Annotated in this window: 12 protein-coding genes and 1 pseudogene; 4 read left to right on the top strand and 9 right to left on the bottom strand. The window is 71.2% G+C overall.

What is annotated here, in order from left to right; translation table 11 throughout:
* Positions 1-68 precede the first annotated feature (68 nt).
* Positions 69-503 (top strand): hypothetical protein, encoded by a 435-nt coding sequence (locus tag ACL02U_RS28280; protein WP_412793809.1) that lies wholly within the window; start codon positions 69-71, stop codon positions 501-503.
* Between the two features lie 209 nt (positions 504-712).
* Here the strand turns inward: ACL02U_RS28280 and ACL02U_RS28275 are convergent, their stop codons facing one another.
* The 7 genes from ACL02U_RS28275 to eccB form a co-directional block, all read right to left on the bottom strand.
* A complete protein-coding gene (locus ACL02U_RS28275) occupies positions 713-1,015 on the bottom strand; it encodes a WXG100 family type VII secretion target (RefSeq protein ID WP_412793808.1) in 303 nt (100 codons plus the stop codon).
* A gap of 85 nt (positions 1,016-1,100) precedes the next feature.
* A complete protein-coding gene (locus tag ACL02U_RS28270) occupies positions 1,101-1,439 on the bottom strand; it encodes a WXG100 family type VII secretion target (protein WP_412793807.1) in 339 nt (112 codons plus the stop codon).
* Between the two features lie 166 nt (positions 1,440-1,605).
* Positions 1,606-2,763 carry a S8 family serine peptidase gene (locus ACL02U_RS28265; RefSeq protein ID WP_412793827.1) on the bottom strand — a complete coding sequence of 386 codons (1,158 nt, stop codon included), beginning with the start codon at positions 2,761-2,763 and terminating at the stop codon, positions 1,606-1,608.
* Positions 2,764-2,890: 127 nt separating this feature from the next.
* Positions 2,891-4,525 (bottom strand): WXG100 family type VII secretion target, encoded by a 1,635-nt coding sequence (locus ACL02U_RS28260; RefSeq protein WP_412793806.1) that lies wholly within the window; start codon positions 4,523-4,525, stop codon positions 2,891-2,893.
* Positions 4,525-4,959: a hypothetical protein gene (locus ACL02U_RS28255; protein WP_412793805.1), complete on the bottom strand. Its 435-nt coding sequence runs from the start codon at positions 4,957-4,959 to the stop codon at positions 4,525-4,527. The genes ACL02U_RS28260 and ACL02U_RS28255 overlap by 1 nt, the downstream gene beginning before the upstream one ends.
* Before the next feature lie 242 nt (positions 4,960-5,201).
* Positions 5,202-6,437, bottom strand: coding sequence for a type VII secretion-associated serine protease mycosin (mycP, locus tag ACL02U_RS28250; RefSeq protein ID WP_412793826.1), 1,236 nt, complete (start codon positions 6,435-6,437; stop codon positions 5,202-5,204).
* A gap of 17 nt (positions 6,438-6,454) precedes the next feature.
* Positions 6,455-7,978: a type VII secretion protein EccB gene (gene eccB, locus ACL02U_RS28245; RefSeq protein WP_412793804.1), complete on the bottom strand. Its 1,524-nt coding sequence runs from the start codon at positions 7,976-7,978 to the stop codon at positions 6,455-6,457.
* A 194-nt stretch (positions 7,979-8,172) separates the two neighbouring features.
* Between eccB and eccE the strand changes: the two genes are divergently transcribed.
* The 3 genes from eccE (at position 8,173) to ACL02U_RS28230 (ending at position 14,433) form a co-directional block, all read left to right on the top strand.
* Complete coding sequence (gene eccE / locus ACL02U_RS28240; RefSeq protein ID WP_412793803.1) at positions 8,173-9,510, top strand: type VII secretion protein EccE; 1,338 nt, start codon at positions 8,173-8,175, stop codon at positions 9,508-9,510.
* The gene (locus ACL02U_RS28235; RefSeq protein ID WP_412793802.1) at positions 9,507-10,304 is read left to right on the top strand and encodes a hypothetical protein; all 798 of its coding nucleotides are present in this window, start codon (positions 9,507-9,509) and stop codon (positions 10,302-10,304) included. Before eccE ends, ACL02U_RS28235 begins: the two co-directional genes overlap by 4 nt.
* A 433-nt stretch (positions 10,305-10,737) precedes the next feature.
* Positions 10,738-14,433, top strand: coding sequence for an SCO5717 family growth-regulating ATPase (locus ACL02U_RS28230; RefSeq protein WP_412793801.1), 3,696 nt, complete (start codon positions 10,738-10,740; stop codon positions 14,431-14,433).
* A 100-nt stretch (positions 14,434-14,533) separates the two neighbouring features.
* On the opposite strand, the gene ACL02U_RS28225 is transcribed toward ACL02U_RS28230, so the two are convergent.
* Both ACL02U_RS28225 and ACL02U_RS28220 read right to left on the bottom strand, forming a co-directional pair.
* Entirely contained in the window at positions 14,534-15,493 is a 960-nt protein-coding gene (locus ACL02U_RS28225) for a bifunctional riboflavin kinase/FAD synthetase (protein ID WP_412793800.1), read from the bottom strand.
* Positions 15,494-15,827: 334 nt separating this feature from the next.
* Positions 15,828-16,689: pseudogene (locus ACL02U_RS28220) on the bottom strand (hypothetical protein); the annotation flags it as partial.

The raw sequence follows: 16,689 nt of genomic DNA, 5'->3' as shown, positions 1-16,689 counted from the left end.
CAGTTGGACTGGTGGGGATACTCGCGGTGACTGCATGTTCAAGCGGAAATGAGACGCGGAGGAATTATGTGGCTCCCGACTCGCTGTGCGGCATCTCCATCGAATCCGGCCTTCTGGACGATTTTCTCCCGGGAGGCGACTCCCTAAAAGTGGCGAAATCATCCCCCAACGGAGGGACTGAACGCTGCGATGTGCTCGTCGACAAAGATTTGACGGTCCGCTTTACAAACGCATGGTGGGGCGACGGAGATGACGCGCATCACGTCGCTGCAGCGTACGCCAAGATGGAGAACGGCAAATTAACTCAAGACGAGCGTTACGTCTACTCGGGCAGGGGGGCGGTCGGCAAGACCGACAAGAATTGCAAATCACCGGAACACCCCGACCAAGACCTCTATGCCATCGTGCAGGTCTTCACAGCCGATCACTCCGACTCCGACGCGATGAAACAACTCATCACAACTTACACTTCGGCTGTCAATCACTCGGCCGAATGTAAATGATTACCACAGAAATCACTTGCCGACACACCTTCGGCCTGAACGGGGCACCCGCAGCAAGACTCTGCCAGAACGGCCGGGAGGTGCCGGAGAAATCTCGCTGAGACAGCAATCCGTGGCATGGACCTCAAGCAGACCGGCCAGCGAGCGACGGCGCAGGGTGGGCACCTCCCGTGCGTGCCCACCCTGTATCGCTGAAGAACGGCGCTGCACTACATGAAGTAGCTGGCGCCCTTCAGGTCGCCGCCTCGGTAGTCGCCACCCGCGGTGTGCACGCGCTGCGAGATCTGCACCAGTGCCGCGTGGATACCGCGGGCGTGGCGGTCCCACTCCGCGGACTTCTTCTGGAACTCCTCGTAAGCTTTGCCAGCCCAGCCGGCGGACGAGTTGAGCACGGCCTGCTTCAGCGCCTCGAGGTCTTCCTCGAGCTTCTTGGCCTGGTCACCGAGTTCGGTGGCAAGCGCGTCCATGGTGCTGTACGAGACGGCGAGGTCGTCGTAGTGGGCTCCGGACATCGTTCCCTCGTTTCCTTGAAGATTTCAGCCGGACCGAGCAGTCAGTCCGGGCGACGGCGCGCGGCTCGATGCCGCCGACGGCACGTCAGTAGCTGTTGAGCGCCGAGGTCTTTCCGCCCAGGTCGTCGACCGAGATCTTGTTCATGCCGGCTTCGATCTGGTCTTCGAGGTTGCGCTTGTCTGTCTTGTTCAGGTGGATGCCCTCGAGGAAATCGTCGAGCATCTTGCCGATCGCGACCATGTGGCCGTTGATCTCCGTCTGCTTCGTGTTGAACGCGTTGGCGCCCTGACCGGTCCAGGCCTTCTCGATCATGTCGATCGTGCCCTGGAGCTTGGCCAGTGACTGACGGATGTTGTCGTAGCGATCGACGATCTCCGTCTGGAGCTTGTGTACATGACTTTCATCAAGCTTGCGGTCGACCATGTGAGGCACTCCCTTTCCTGAGAGCTCTGGTTGTTCTCCGCGCGTCCTGAAGAGGTGCGCGGGCTACTCGCCGTGCCTGCGCGTTGGCGTTGTCGACCGGTGGCAGGACGGACGTGTGAGGCTGGGGGGTCGGCAGTACTTGGGTGGGGGCCGTGGGTGGTGGTGGTTACGTTCCTCGGCGTGAGCGGACCAGCGCGAAGACAACACCCCCGACTGTCAGGATGGCCGCGGCGGCTCCCAGGGCCACCCAGATGGTGGTGCTACTCGACGACGACTCGGAGGACGGGCCCGCGGCATCGTCAGACGCGCCCGACTCGTTGGCCCCCGGGGCGGGGGGCGGTGCGGACGGGGTGGGCGAGGCCGCGTCTGTGACGCCTGCGGCGTTCTCCTTCGCCAGCGGGTCGACAGCGGCTGCGCCGGGATCGAATCCGCTGTTCTCCAGCACCTTGCGGGGGCGGATCAGGCCGTACCCGAGATACGTGCTCGGGTCATTCTTCGGCCAGTCGCGTCCAGCGGTGTCGATCAGACTGGCGAGGACCTGATTGGCAGTCCACTTCGGGTGTGCGGACCAGATGAGGGCGGCGGATGCGGACGTGATGGCGGTTGCCTGACTGGTGCCCTGACTCTTGCAGTATGAGCGGAACGTGTTGTCGCACCAGGTGGGAACATCGAGACCGGGTGAGGCCAGATCGACGTAGTTGCCGTGGTCAGAGAATTCTGCGGCAGTTCCATTCTCATCAGTCGCGGCGACACCAACGACGTAGGGATACGCAGCCGGATAGCCGATAACGCGGTCCTTCTCACCACCATTCCCGACAGCCGCGAACATCAGTTTCCCCTTGGACTGAGCGTACTTGATAGCCGCCGCTTCTTCCGGATCATCGCCCGGACTACCGAAGGACATGCTGATGATCTCGGCATCACTTTCAGCAGCAGCCCTGATCGCCTCTGCTGAACTCGAAGTCTTTTCCCTCTCCACCTTGTTCTTGAGATCGTCGGTCACGATGCGGTAAGGAATGATCTTGGCACCCGGAGCGAGACCCTTCAGGCCATGACCAGCGCCAGTACCCGCCACCAGTTCCGCCATCGACGTGCCGTGGCCGGTGTAGTCATGCGTGGCGCCGTAAGCAACCGCTTTTGGGATATCGTTAGTGAGCACCTGCCCTTTTAGTGACGGGGTGTCAGGGTTCACGCCCGAGTCGATCACGGCGACCTTGATTCCCTCACCCGTACTAACTTTCCACATCTGCTCGGCCCTCATTGCCGACAGATACCATTGCTCGGGCTGCTCGTCCGCGGCTGCAGCACTTGGAGCCAGGTTCATCGCGAAGATAATCAAGGCACCCAGGGCGGAGCAAACGGAAGTGGTCCGCCGCGCCGCGGAGAAAACCCTCCCGCTCTGTGGGCTGATGATTGTCATCATGCCTCTGTTCATCCTCGCTCTTATCCGATCAGTCGGTTTTTGACGACTCGTCGCGCTTTTCATCGCGACGCGAACGCCTACCATCGGTGTCCTGCTTCCGGTTGCCGCCTCGCGCCGCCCCGCCCCTGCCGGCTACTTGACCTGCGTGGGTCTCGGAGTTCGAGTGTCGGCCCCTCGGCGCACCAACCACGCCACGCTTACCGGGCTTCTCCCCAGAAGGTCGATCGGTGGTGGCGCTTTCGCCTCCGATCACCGGGCCACGTGGCACCCGCGAACCCTTGGCGGTATCCGCCTCGTTGACGGGCTTGCCCCCTACAACACCCCTGGCAGTATTTGCCGAGCCGGTTCGCCCGCTGTTGGTCACACCCTGTGCACCGACAGGGCCGCGGGGGGCTCTTTGATTGCTTGGCGACTCCACCGGCCTCGGCATTCCACCGACCACTCCCCGCCTTGTAGCGCCAGGCAAGCGGCTGGTCCCACGAGTGGCCGCAGCCGCACGCCCCTGTGCTGCTGTGCCTGCGGCGCCTGTCCGCCCCGTTTGAGGTCGGCCTGTCACGCCGTCAGCTCGCCCCTGTGTCGGAGGTGCTTCCTTGGCTGCGGGAACTCCACCACCCAAGAATGCACGTCGGGGCTGCCCTAGTGCGGACGATGCTCCCGAAACAGGGATGAATCCCGCAGGGGCGCTGACTACCGGATGGGATCCGGGGTTCATAGCTGGCGATGGTGCGAGAGGTGTAGCACCCAGGTTCTCCTGAGCCGGCAATGCCCCTACGCTGTCGACCTTTGTTCCCACATTCTCATTCGACCTCACGATGGAGCCGTCCGGTTCCCGAGTTGGGGCCAGCGAGCGGTCGACAAGCGCACCGGCGGGCCCAGCACTCGCAGAGTGCTGCGCCACAGGTCCCGAGCCGGTTCCAACAACGCCGAGGGTGGACTGCCGTTCTCTCGGCAACTCCGCCTTCCTGAGATCCGCAGGCTCCGGCACGCCCACGTCCGGCATTTTGGGGAAGACCGGCTCTTCGGCCTTCTGCATCATGCCGCCGGACACCGTGTAGAACGAGGCCAGCCGGTACATCTGGTTGATGGCTTCCTGGCGGTCCTGCTCCGCTTTCACGGCGGCCGTGTAGTCGGCGTTGCTGTCGACCCGCTGCACCTCGGGGATGTCGTCGATCGTCTTGGGATCGGTGCGGGTGTCGCGCGACGGCATGGACTTGCGGACGGAGGCCAGTCCGGCGCTGGCGGCCATGACCTGCGTGCCCACCGTGTCGGCGTAGCCGGCGAGGTCGCGGGCCGTGGTGACGAGGTCCGTGCCCCAGCCGTAGAAGGCGCTGTGGGCGTCGCCCTCCCAGTCGACACCGCCGAGGTTGCGGGAGAGTTCGTCGGCTGCCTCGTTTATCGCGTCCCGCGCGTCGGCGAGGCCCATGCCTGCGGACTCCACCAGTTCGTGGTTGGCGGACTCGACGATGTCGATCATCTCGTTGAGGCGGTATCCCTCGAAGCTGGTCCTGCCGAAGTGAACGCCCCGGCCCGCGGCGAACGGGTTGATCACCTTGGTGGCGACCATGACCGCGTCCACGGTGCCGTTCTGCTGCGCGGCTTCCTGGTGCTCCGTGTCGTGGGGGGCGGACTCGTGGAGGTCCGGTTTCTTCTTGTCGCCGCTCATCAGTACCCCGCGTCGGTGTGGTCGGCGTGGTTGCTGCGCTTGATCTGTTCGTGCAGCATCTCGTCGCGTGCCTGGTTGACCTCGGTGCGGATCTCGTGGAACCGGTAGCGGAGGTCGTCCTCGAGGTTGTCGAAGGTGACGTCCACTCCGTGCACGGCGATCTGCATGGCCTCCAGTTGGAGACCCAGCGTCCGGGACAGCGTGGTGATGCGCTCGTGGACGCGCCGGTACTCCAGATGCAGACTGGCGGCCTCGGGGAAGTCGCCGGTGCCGAACGCGGCCGTCGACAGGTCGTGGGCCGCGATCTTCGCTGCTCCGCCCGGCGATCCCTCCAAGGTGGTGAGCAGGTCGTCCACCCGCTTCTTGAACGTGGACAGTGCCATCAGGCCGCGCCGCATGTCGGCTGCGCCCCCGACCATGTCTGCAGGAAGCACGAAGCATTCCCTCCCCGTTGTCGTTGCCTGTCTCGGGCGGCCAAGGCGTCGACCGCTCAAGCGTTCATGACTGCAACGTGACCACTGTAGTGACTCGCTGTCACCTGCCCAACTGCCTTACGCCACAGCTGTGCTACGGCCGATCGTAACTTTTCCGGATCCTCGCCCCGGAGGGGCCCGGCCCTGGTTCACAGCTCAACCAATCGGCGGCCGTCGGCGGTGCGGCCGATCGCCCTCCGGGCTCAACCGCTCCGGGCTGCCCTCCGCGCTCTGCGGCGTGCGTCCCGGATGGCCACACCGGCGCCGCTGATTCCGGCGACCAGCACCGCCGCGGCGACGGCCGCGTACGTGGCGAGGCGGGCGTTGCGTTCGTCGGCTGTCTCGCCGGTGCGGAACGCGGCGGCGACGGGTGCCTCCGCCCGGCTGAGGCCGTCCTGCGGGGCGGGGGACTCGATCGGGTGGTCGTCCTCTGTCAGGGCGCGGACGGGGTCGACCACGCCCCAGCCGACCAGCCGGTCATGGCCGGCGATCGTACGCTCGGCGGTCTGCTCGATCTGGGCGACGACCTCGCGCGCGGTCCAGTCGGGGTGCTTGCCTTTGATCAGCGCGGCGACGCCCGCCACGTAAGGGGCCGAGAAGCTCGTGCCGTTGTCGGAGCAGTGGCCGCCTTTGGGGACCGTGGAGACGATGTCGACGCCGGGCGCGGCCACCCCGACGAAGTCGCCCGACTGGGAGAACGGGGCGCGTTCGTTGCTGCGGTCGGAGGCGGCGACCGCGAGCACGCCGTCGTAGGAGGCGGGGTAGGTCTTCTTGACGTTGCCGCCCAGGCCGTCGTTCCCCGCCGAGGCGACGACGACGATCTTCCGTTGCAGTGCCTCGTCGATGGCGGCTTCCAGGTCGGAGGACGGCTTCACCGCGTTCGAGGTGTCCTGGGAGATGTTGATGACGTCGGCCCGGGCACGGACGGCGTAGCGGACGGCGTCGGCGAGGGTGCCGGCGGTGCCGTGGCCCTCGGCGTCGTTCTGCTGGATCGGGATGATCGTGGCCGCGGGGGCCAGGCCGACGAACCCGGTTCCCTTCAGCGGTCGTGCCGCGATGATGCCGGCCACCCTGGTGCCGTGCCCGACGGTGTCGTCCGTGCCGTGTTCGTTGCCGCGGTCGACGGGGTCGCCGTTGTCGTCCTTGAGGTTCTTGGGCAGGAGGTTCCGTCCGCTTCCCACGTCCACCGCATGCGCGAGCTGCGGGTTGCGCACGTCCACGCCCGTGTCGATGACCGCTACCCGCACGCCCTTGCCCCGGGACTGGCGCCACACCTCGTCCAGCAGGACGCGCTGGAGCGCCCAGGGGCGTCCCGGGTACAGCCCGTTGGGGAAGGTGCACTGGTCCGAGTAGGGCAGTTCGCCCGCGGCCGTCGCCGGGGGCGCGAGGAGCGTGGCCGTGGTCAGCAGGGCCGCCGTGGCCGTCAGCGCCGTGCGCAGCACCGTCGTCCCTCCTCTCAGGAGCCCTGCGGCTGGCGTGCCGCGGCCGTCGACAGGCGGGGGCCGGTGGGCAGGAACTCCGACCAGGCGGCGGGTACGGGCGCCGGGTCGACGTCCTTGTAGCCGAGCAGCGTCTGGGCTTGGCGCGCCTCCTGCCGGCGTTGCTCGCGTTGCTTGGCTGTCATGCCGATGCCCGCGTCGTCCGTGGCGCTGTCCGCGTTGGACTGCAGGACGTACCGGAGTCCCGTGTCGGTGACGAGGAAGACCGGTCCGACCTTGGTGGCCTTGCCCTGGAACTGGCGGTAGAGCTGTCCGGAGCCGGGTGTGACGTAGGCGCTGGAGGATCCGGTGGGCAGCTTCGCGGGGAAGTCCGTGCCGGCCCAGGTCGACAGGGTCGTGGCGCCGGAGCCGGCGTCGACGCTGCGCAGCACGCTGCAGATCGTGCTGCGGCTTCCGACGGCCGCCGACGCCTCGTTGACGGGGACCGGATGCCCGGTCGGCCACCGGCGGTCGTTGCCGAAGGGCCGGCCCGGCACGATGGCGCCGGGGCTCATCTCGCGGGCCTGACCGTTCTGCCCGAGCGGCGCGAGGTCCTCGCTGAACAGCAGGAGTTGGGCGACGAACGCCGACACGGGGGCCACCCGGCCGGGCAGCACCACGTAGTACTGCTCCTTGTTGTTGTCGAAGGCCTTGAGCACCATGCCGATCCTGTTGGTGCGGGCGTCGAGCTGGCCGGGCGCTCCGGCGGGATCCCCGGGTTTTCCGGGGATCTGCGGGAACGTGACGGGGTCCCCCGGATGGAGGGTCGCCAGCCATTCCCCGGTCACCTGCTCGGGCTTGCGGCCGGAGCCGACGAGGGCGCGCAGCAGCAGTTCGTCGTTCTTGTCCACCGGGTACACCGTGCCCGCGGCGTCCACCACGTAGTGCCGTCCGTCGCGGTCGGCGACGTAGAGCAGCTGACCGCCGGTCAGCCTGGACTTCCCCTCGGTCCGGTCCCGGTCGCGGGTGGCCAGCACCAGGGCGGCCTTCTGGACGGAGCCGCCGCTGCCGCTCGGGCGCTCGCAGACCGCCCAGCGCTTGGCGGCCCGGGCCTCGGAAGCGGAGGGCAGCCGGTCCGGGGCGTACGGGATGCCGATGGTCACCCCGTGCGGAATCCTGCCGCTGTCGAGGACGGACTCCGCGACGGTGACGACCTGTCCCTCTCCGGCTTCCAGCAGCAGTTTCGCGGAGGCCATGTTGAGGACCGGGTGCAGTTGGGCCTCGCCGTCGGTCTTCAGGACGACGTAGCGGGTGGTGGAGTCGCTGGCGACGATCACCTTGGCGTTGGGCGTGTCCCATCCTTTGGGCGCCGTGGGTTTGAACATGCCCCAGGCCCCGAAGACGGCCATGATCACCACTCCGACGAGGACGCTGGGGAGCACCGCGCGCAGCGGACGCGGCGCGCCCTCCTCCGAGCCGTCGGGCGAGGACTGGACGAAGGCCGCGAGCATGCGGCGCTTCGCGAAGGTGTACGCGTTCAGTTGATCGCGCCGAGATGCCATCTATGCCTGTCTTTCCCCGTGTTCCGGCTGGCTTGCGCTCGGGCGGCGCCGTCCCGCGCCCCCGGTGTCAGACCGGCCCCCTACTATGCCTGGTATCCGCTGAGGCCGGCGGAGCGGGTACGGTGCTCAGGCCGTCAAGGGCCCTGTGTGGTGTGCGGTTCCGGCGAGTTGTGGAAAAACGGGGGTATGGAGTGATGGCTACGGGAACGCGTGCGCGGCCCCGCGGCCGCTCGCAGGCAGGGGACGGCGTGCCTCCCCGCTCGCGGTCGGCCCACCGGCCGGCGGTGCCGGACGTGTCGCCTCGGGGGACCGGCGCCCTCCATCTCAGATCACGTTCGGGGCCGGGCGGGCCGTTCCGGCTGCAACGCCTGGTGTGGCTGGAGAGCGCGGCCGCGGTCCTGCTGGTCGGCTGGGTGATCTCGCCCCTGGCTCTGGTGCCGGCGGCCGTTGTCGCAGCCGCCGTCGCCGTGCTCTCGTTCGCCCGTCGCCGCGGCCGTTCCCTGCCCGAGTGGCTGGCCACGGTAAGGGCGTTGAAGGCACGCCGTCGGCAGGCCGCGGCCACCGGGGTCCCGGCCGGTACGGAACCGGCGCTCGCGCCGGTCGTCGAGTGCGACGCACGTCTGAGGACGTACGCATACGGAAGCCGTGACCGTCGGCCCGTCGGGATCATCGGGGACGGTACGTTCGTCAGCGCGGTGCTCCAGGTCGAGGCGGACGCCACCGCGTTGCGGGCGGAGCGGAGCCGGCAGCCGCTGCCGCTGCGTCTGGTGCGGGACGCGATGGAGGTGGACGGGATACGGCTGGAGTCGGCGCAGGTGGTGCTGCACACCCAGCCGGCGCCGGCGATCCACCTGCCGCAGCAGTCCGTGGCGGTGACGAACTACGCGCCGTTGCAGGAGCAGACCGGTGCCCCGGCGGTGCGTATCACCTGGATCGCGCTGAAGCTGGATCCGGAGCTGTGCCCGGAGGCGGTCGCCGCGCGCGGAGGCGGGCTCGTCGGAGCTCAGAAGTGCGTGGTGCGCGCGGCCCGCCACCTGGCGAGCCGTCTGGCCGGAGCCGGTTTCCGGGCGACGGTACTGGACGAGGACGAGCTGATCAGTGCTCTGGCCACGTCGGCCTGCGCCAACCCGCTGGTCACGGCGGAGGCCGGGCGGAGCGAGCAGCGCGAGCGGCGGACGGAGGAGTCCAGCCGGAGTTGGCGCTGCGACAACCGCAGGCACACCACGTACTGGGTGCGGCGGTGGCCGCAGTTGGGGGGTGGCGGTGGTCTGTCGTTGCCGCAGTTCGTGGCCCGGGTGACCGCCGTTCCCACGCTGGCCACCACCTTCAGCGTGACGCTGCGCGGCGGGGTGGGGCAGGAGGCGTCGCTGTGCGGGCATCTGCGGGTGACCGGGCGCGGCGAGGAGGAGTTGGTCGCCGCTCGGCACGCCCTGGAGAGCGTGGCACGGCAGACGGGTGCGGGGCTGTCCCGGCTGGACCGGGAGCAACTGCCCGGCATGCTGGCCACCCTGCCGTTGGGAGGTACCCGATGACGGTTCGCGCGGCGGAGACGGCCGGCGGCGCGGCTCACGCACCCGGTGTCGTCCCGGCCCGCCGGCCGGCCCCGGTCGAGCCGGTGCGGCGTCTGCTGCGCGGCGGCTCCGGGCTGTTCGGCCCCCGGCACGGGCGGCATGCCCTGACCGCGGAGCAGTTGGACTCCCTGGCGCTTCCCATCGGGGACGACGGTGTCGTCGCCGGAGTGGACGCCGAGGGCCAGCCCGCCGTGCTGGGGCTCAACCGGCCGACGCCGTACGACGTCGTCCTCATCGGAGGGCTGTGGACCGCCCAGGTCCTCGCCCTGCGGGCGGCGGCGACCGGGGCGCGGGTGGCGGTCGAGACCGGCCGGGCGCAGGCCTGGATGCAGATGGTGCACGCCATGGGAGGCGGTCAGAACGGCCTGGCCGTCTACGAGGTGGGGCGCGTTCCGCCGCTGGGCGCCTCGGCGGGCGCGCCGGTGCTGGTGGTCCGGGACTGCGGCATGCGCCCTCCGCGGGGACGGGTCGTGGCCCGCCCCTGGCAGTCGGTGCTGACGCTGCTGCCGTATCTCAGTCCGGTGGCTCCCCGGCTTCTGCGGCAGGCCCGGCTTGCGGGCATCCAGCGCGTCTCCCCTGACGAGGCTGCGGTTCTGGGCCGCACGATGGCCCTGACCCGCACCGAGGTGGAGAGTCTGCCCGCACTCCCCGACGGTGTGACTCTCTGGTGCACGGAGCGCGACCGGCAGTACGTGATGACGCAGGCCACCGATCCGGAGGTCGGGCTGCTGGGTATGGCACGCCGGATGGACTGACGGGACGGACGGACCGAGCAGTCGGACCGCGAGCGCGGCCGATGGACCGGTTCAACTTCGCCCGTTTTTGCGATATATGCGGTGCCGGCGCACGTAATCCCGTTTTGTGGAGGTGCTGTTCGGCCTCGCACGGTGGCGTGACCCGTCGTGTTTCGGTGCGGCCGCGGAGCGCGAGTGCAGCGGGGGCCCGTTGTGGCGCCTCGGTTGGGCACGAAGGTGCGGACGGGCCTGCCGGGCGCCCGCTTCTGATGATTAGGCTGGGACGGGGCACGTCGCGCGTCACCCCGAGCGAGTGGTGCGCGCTCCGCCGGGGCGGGGCTCCGACAACGGGTTCGCGAGGCCCGAGGAGGCGCCCGACGGGCGGACCGCACGACAGGACGGGTCGGGGGCCCCGGCACGAACACGAGGGTCTTCGACCGCACCAGGAGGAACTGTGAACAGCGATCGGGACGGGATGCGCACGGGCTGGGACTCACCCGGTGACGACCAGTCCGACGCCGAGTCCGCCATCGAGACGACGGGCGAGTTCACGATCGACTACGCGCCCCCTGCCTGGTACACGCAGAACGCCTCGGGCGGAAACTCGGGCGACGGCGCCGGCGACGGCGCTGCCGAAACGGCCGACGGAGCCGATCCGGCAGCGGAGGTACCGCCGAACCCGACGGCGCCGCCGCCCGCGCCGGGGCCGGCGGCCCCGCCGTCCGCTCCACCGGTCGGCCCGCCGGTGGCGGTGCCCGGACTGCCGCCCGGCAGTGGTTTCCAGCCGGCCTGGAACGCCGCTCCGCCCGTCGCACCACCGCCTTCGGCCGCTCCCTCGCCGCAGGCGCCCGTACCGCAGGCGCAGGATGCCGAGATGCCGATGCCGCCGTCGCCGTACGCCGCGGCGACGCCGCCGCAGCCCCCGCAGCCCCCGTCGCCCCGGACGCCGGGTCCGCAGGCACCCCCCGCAGCCGCGCCCGTTCCGCCGGCGCCCCCGGTGCCGGGCGGGCCGGCCGCACCGCAGGTCCCGGACCGGGGCGGCGCCCCGGGCGAGTCGCCTGCCGGCACTCCGGAAGGCGCTGCTCCGCCCGCGCCCACCGCGCCCACCGCGCCCACCGCGCCCACCGCGCCCGCCGCCGCTCCGCCGGCAGCGGAGGGCGAGGACGCGGGCAACGGGGACCTGGTCAGCGGCGCCACCATGCGGATCTCCTCCCATGCGCTGAAGCGACAGATCGCCCACCAGGCGACCGGCACGCCGTCCGACCCGGCGGTCGCCGGTGACGGACGAGCCGGCGCGGAAGGCGACCCGGCTGCGGCTGGTGGCGGCGCCACCGCCGCGGCGGGCGGCTCCGGGGACCCCGCTGCCCCCGAGGCCGGACCGGGTCCGGCCGGCAGCCCTGCCGAGGGCGCCGGGGGCCCGGGGACGGACGGCGAGTCGGGGCAGCCGCCGGCGCCCGCCGCGGACCGTTCCGGCACCGATGCTGCTGTGCCTCAGGAGCCCGAGACTGCTGCCGGTGAGGCACCGGTCGCGTCGCCCGGGCGCGCGGACGACGGCACGGATGGTTCCGAGGCTTCGGGCACTGCGGGCTCCGCGGACAGCCAGGGCGCCGCGGACTCCGCAGCGGAAGCGGAGGGCGTCGACCGCGCCGGTTCCCTGGCCGACGGCGGGGAGACGTCCGACGGCAGGGGCCCGCTCGCGGCCGCGGATGCTTCCGACGGCATCGACGGGACGCCTGCCTCCGAGGCGGCGGCCCCGGTCGGGCAGCCGCAGGACGGCAGGCCGGAGCAGGACTCCGCGACTCCCGTGGGCTCCGAAGGAGCAAGTGAGGTCCCGTCGGCGTGGGCGGCAGCCCCTCCCGCGGGTCCGCCTGGCGGGGTACCGCCGCTGCCTCCCGCCTACCGGCCCGGTGCCCCGGCACCGGCCGCCGAGTGGCCCGCGCAGTCCGCGGCCGCTTCCGGTACGGCTGCACCGCGGTCCGCGGCCGTTCCGGAGCAGTCGACGGGTGCTGAACAGCCCTTCCCGGCGCAGGCACCCCAGCCCGCACCCGCCGCCTGGCACACGCCGGTCGAGTCCGCGCCGCAAGGGCCGGCGGCCACGGAGGCGGTCGGCCATGGATTCCCGCAGACCGGCGGAGAGAGCACCCCGGCACCGGGGCAGTGGGACCAGGGCGGGTACGGCTCGGCCCAGGCCGGTCCCGGCCGGTTCGGTGCGGGGCAGCCGCCGGCCCAAGCGCCGGTCGGTCCGCAGCAGGCGGGTACGGGATACGGCTTCCCGAACCCCGCCCATGCACCCGCCGCTCATGCACCCGCCGCTCCGGGCACGCCTGCCGCTCCCCACGCACCTGCACCCACGGCACCCCCGCCGAACGGACCGGCGGGAGCCGACGGCGCGGGTGCCCCCGGGAGGCCGGGCGCCCCCCACGGTCCTGCCGTTCCCCAGGTGCCCGCACAGCCGGGAGGCTACGGATTCCCGCAGCAGCCGGCGGCAGCGCAGGCCTGGCCGCAGCAGCCCGGCCCGCACGGTGGGCCTCAGACCGGGCCCGGGCCGCACGGTGGGCCTCAGACCGGGCCCGGGCCGCACGGTGGGCCTCAGACCGGGCCGCAGGCGCACACCGGTCGGCCGCCGACGGCTCCCGTGCAGCCTCCCGCGGCACCCGCCCAGCCCGTCGACCCGCGCACCGGTACCGCCTGGCCGCAACCGGTTCAGCACGACCAGCGCCAGCCCACCAATCCCGGTGCGGCGCCCCTCGGTTACACCGCTGCGGTGGAGCTGTCCTCGGACCGGCTGCTCAACAACAAGCGGCAGAAGGCCAAGAGCAGCCGGCCGGCCGGGGGCGGCAGGTTCAAGCTCGGTGGGAAGAGGGAGGAGGCCGAGCGGCAGCGGAAGCTGGAGTTGATCCGCACGCCGGTACTGTCCTGCTACCGCATCGCCGTGATCAGTCTGAAGGGCGGCGTGGGCAAGACGACCACGACGACCGCGCTGGGCGCCACGCTGGCCACCGAGCGCCAGGACAAGATCCTTGCGATCGACGCCAACCCGGATGCCGGCACACTCGGCCGCCGGGTGCGCCGTGAGACCGGCGCCACCATCCGCGACCTCGTCCAGGCGATCCCTTACCTGAACTCGTACATGGACATCCGGCGGTTCACCTCGCAGGCGCCGTCCGGCCTGGAGATCATCGCCAACGACGTCGACCCGGCCGTGTCGACGACCTTCAACGACGAGGACTACCGGCGTGCGATCGACGTGCTGGGCAAGCAGTACCCGGTCATCCTGACCGACTCGGGCACGGGCCTGCTCTACAGCGCCATGCGCGGGGTACTGGACCTGGCCGACCAGCTCATCATCATCTCGACTCCGTCGGTGGACGGCGCGAGCAGCGCCAGTACGACGCTGGACTGGCTGTCCGCACACGGGTACGCCGACCTCGTCTCCCGCTCCATCACCGTCATCTCCGGTGTACGCGAGACGGGCAAGATGATCAAGGTCGAGGACATCGTGACCCACTTCGAGACGCGGTGCCGGGGCGTCATCGTGGTTCCCTTCGACGAGCACCTGTCCGCCGGTGCCGAGGTCGATCTCGACATGATGCGGCCGAAGGTACGGGACGCCTACTTCAACCTCGCGGCCATGGTGGCCGAGGACTTCACGCGCCACCAGCAGGCGCACGGTCTGTGGACCAGCGACGGCAACCCGCCGCCGGTGGCCGCCCCGCCCATGCCGGGCCAGCCCCAGCCGGGCCAGCCCTACCCGGGGCAGCCCTACCCGGGGCAGCCCTACCCGGGGCAGCCCTACCCGGGGCAGCCCGCGTACCCCGGGCAGCAGCACCCTGGCCAGCAGTTGCCCGGGCAGCCGCCGGGCCCGGGCCCGTATCCGCCGCCTGCCGGCGGGCCCCACGGGCAGCCGGGCCACCCCGGGCAGGTGGGGCACCCGGCGCAGCCCGGGCCGCAGTACCCGCAGTCCGCAACCGGACAGCCGGGCCAGCCCGCACAGCCGGGCCAGCCGGCGCAACCAGGCCAGCCGGGGCAACCGGGCCAGCCGGGGCAACCGGGGTATCCGCCGGCCGGGTACGGTTACCCGCAACAACAGCCGCAGCCGCAACCGCAGCCGGGCCCGGAGCAGCCCCCGGCGGCTCCGCCGCAGCAGTAGGCGGGCCCGGGCCGCGACCGGCGGCGGCAGCGCACGCGTGAGGGCGGCCGGTGCCGAGAGCACCGGCCGCCCTGGTGTCGCGGCGTCACCCGGCGGTGGGCTACCGCTCCTCGGTACCGGCGTCCGCCACCAGTTGCCGGCAGCGCTTGACGTCGTCCGCCATCTGAGCCATCAGCCCTTCCAGCGAATCGAACTTCGCCTGGCCGCGGACGAAGTCCAGGAAGTCCACGGCGACATGCAGGCCGTAGAGGTCGAGCCCCACCCGGTCGATGGCGTACGCCTCGACGGTGCGCTCGGTGCCGTCGAACTGAGGGTTGGTACCCACGGAGATCGCGGCCGGCATCGCCTCACCGTCCGCGTGCAGCCAGCCGGCGTAGACGCCGTCGGCCGGTACCGCGGTGTGGGGCAGCGCCTCCACGTTGGCCGTGGGGAAGCCGAGCTCGCGGCCGCGCTGGGCACCTCGGACGACGACGCCCTCGACGCGGTGCGGCCGGCCCAGGATCTCCGCGGCACCGGTCATGTCGCCCTCCGCGACCAGACGCCGGGTCAGGGTCGAGGAGAACGGTTCGCCGCCGCCCGCCGAGCCCGTCAGGTACAGATCCACCACCTCGACGTCGAAGTCGTAGGTCTCGCCCTGCTGGGCGAGGAACTCGACATTCCCGGCGGCCTTGTGGCCGAACCGGAAGTTCGGGCCCTCGACGACCGCCCTGGCGTGGAGCTTGTCGACGAGGACCTTGACGACGAAGTCGGCCGGGGAGAGCTTGGAGAACTCGGTGGTGAAGGGGAGGATCAGCACCGCGTCCACGCCGAGTTCGCCCATCAGCTCGGCGCGGCGGTGGTGCGGGGCGAGCAGCGGGGGGTGGCTGCCGGGGCGCACGACCTCGCTGGGGTGCGGATCGAAGGTGACGACGACGGCGGGCACGTCCAGCTCGCGGGCGCGGTCGACGGCGTGTTTGATGATGAGCTGGTGACCGCGGTGCACGCCGTCGTAGGAGCCGATGGTGACGACGCTGCGCCCCCAGTCCTGGGGGATGTCCTCCAAGCCACGCCAGCGCTGCACTGTGACCGCTCCTCGAACCCTCGTCGAATCCTGTCGAACCGCGTCGCCTGTCGAACCGTTCCGACCGTGTACCGCGTCGGAAGCCGAACGGTATCGGCGCGGACCGTTCACCTCTTATGCGTGTCCAAGGGTGCCATGCCGGGCTCCGGCGGCCCGCATCGGCATGGGGGCTGTGGCAGGGTGCACACCCGGTGTGAGACCGGCGCGGGGCCCGCAACCGGCCCTCCGGTACGGCCCGCGAGCCGGGCACGGGGCCGTGCCGGAGGGGGCGCGCCTGACCGGCTGCGGAAGGGCTGCCGCCACCGGAACACGAGGCGGGCGCGCCCGCAGCAGGTCAGGCGGGCACGCGCATACCCGCCAGGTCCTCCAGCATCCGGCGGGTACCGGGGCCGACCACGGCGGCCCAGTCCTCGGGCGCTTCGGTGAGCAGGGCGGCCATGCGGACGGCGAAGCCCGGAACCCGGCGCCCCAGGTCGACCAGGCTGCGGTCGAGGAGGGCGGCGCCTTCCGGAGTGCGCACCAGCAGCAGTCCGATGCGGTGGACGAGGTCCGGCAGGGCAGGCGAGCCGGAACGGTCGGTGCCGCCCCGGCCGCGGCATCCGTCCGGAACGCAGCGCACCTTCCCGTCGCGGCTTCCGTCGGAGCCGCACCGCACATCGGAGCCGTCCCGACCTCCGGAGCCGCTCCCGACCTCAGAGCCGCAACGTTCGTCCGAGCCGGACCGCTCGTCCGAGCCGCACCTCTCCTCCGAGCCACACCGGCTGTCCGAGTCGCACCGGCTGCAGGTGTCGTCCCGCCAGTCGCCGACGTGCCGCCCGTCGTGGGCGCGGGCCTGCCGCACGGCCGTGAGCAGCAGCGCCCCGAGCACCGCGGGATCGCGCTCGTGGCGGAGCAGGAACTCCCGGAGTTCCCTGCGCAGGGCGCGGGACGCCGGTGTGCCGGCCGGCGCGAGGACCGCGGCGAGCGCCGACCGCACCCGGACGGGCCCCCCGTGGAGCAGGCCCGTCACCAGCGGGTGCAGGAGGGCGCGGGCGGCAGGGCCATGGTCCAGGCGCCGGTCGACGTACGCGGCGAGGCACTCCCCCAGGCTCTCCGGTCGGTGCTGCACGGCTTCGCGGATGATGTCGGCGATGCGCAGGGTCAGGCCCGGCTCCGTCACGTCGGCGAGGGTCCGCAGCGCGGGGGGGGGGGGGGGG

This window comes from Streptomyces sp. MS06 (assembly GCF_047200655.1).
In the GTDB taxonomy this organism is placed as follows: Bacteria; Actinomycetota; Actinomycetes; order Streptomycetales; family Streptomycetaceae; genus Streptomyces.
The sequence above is the reverse complement of the archived record's forward strand: the minus strand, read 5'-3'. Positions and strand labels throughout refer to the sequence as shown.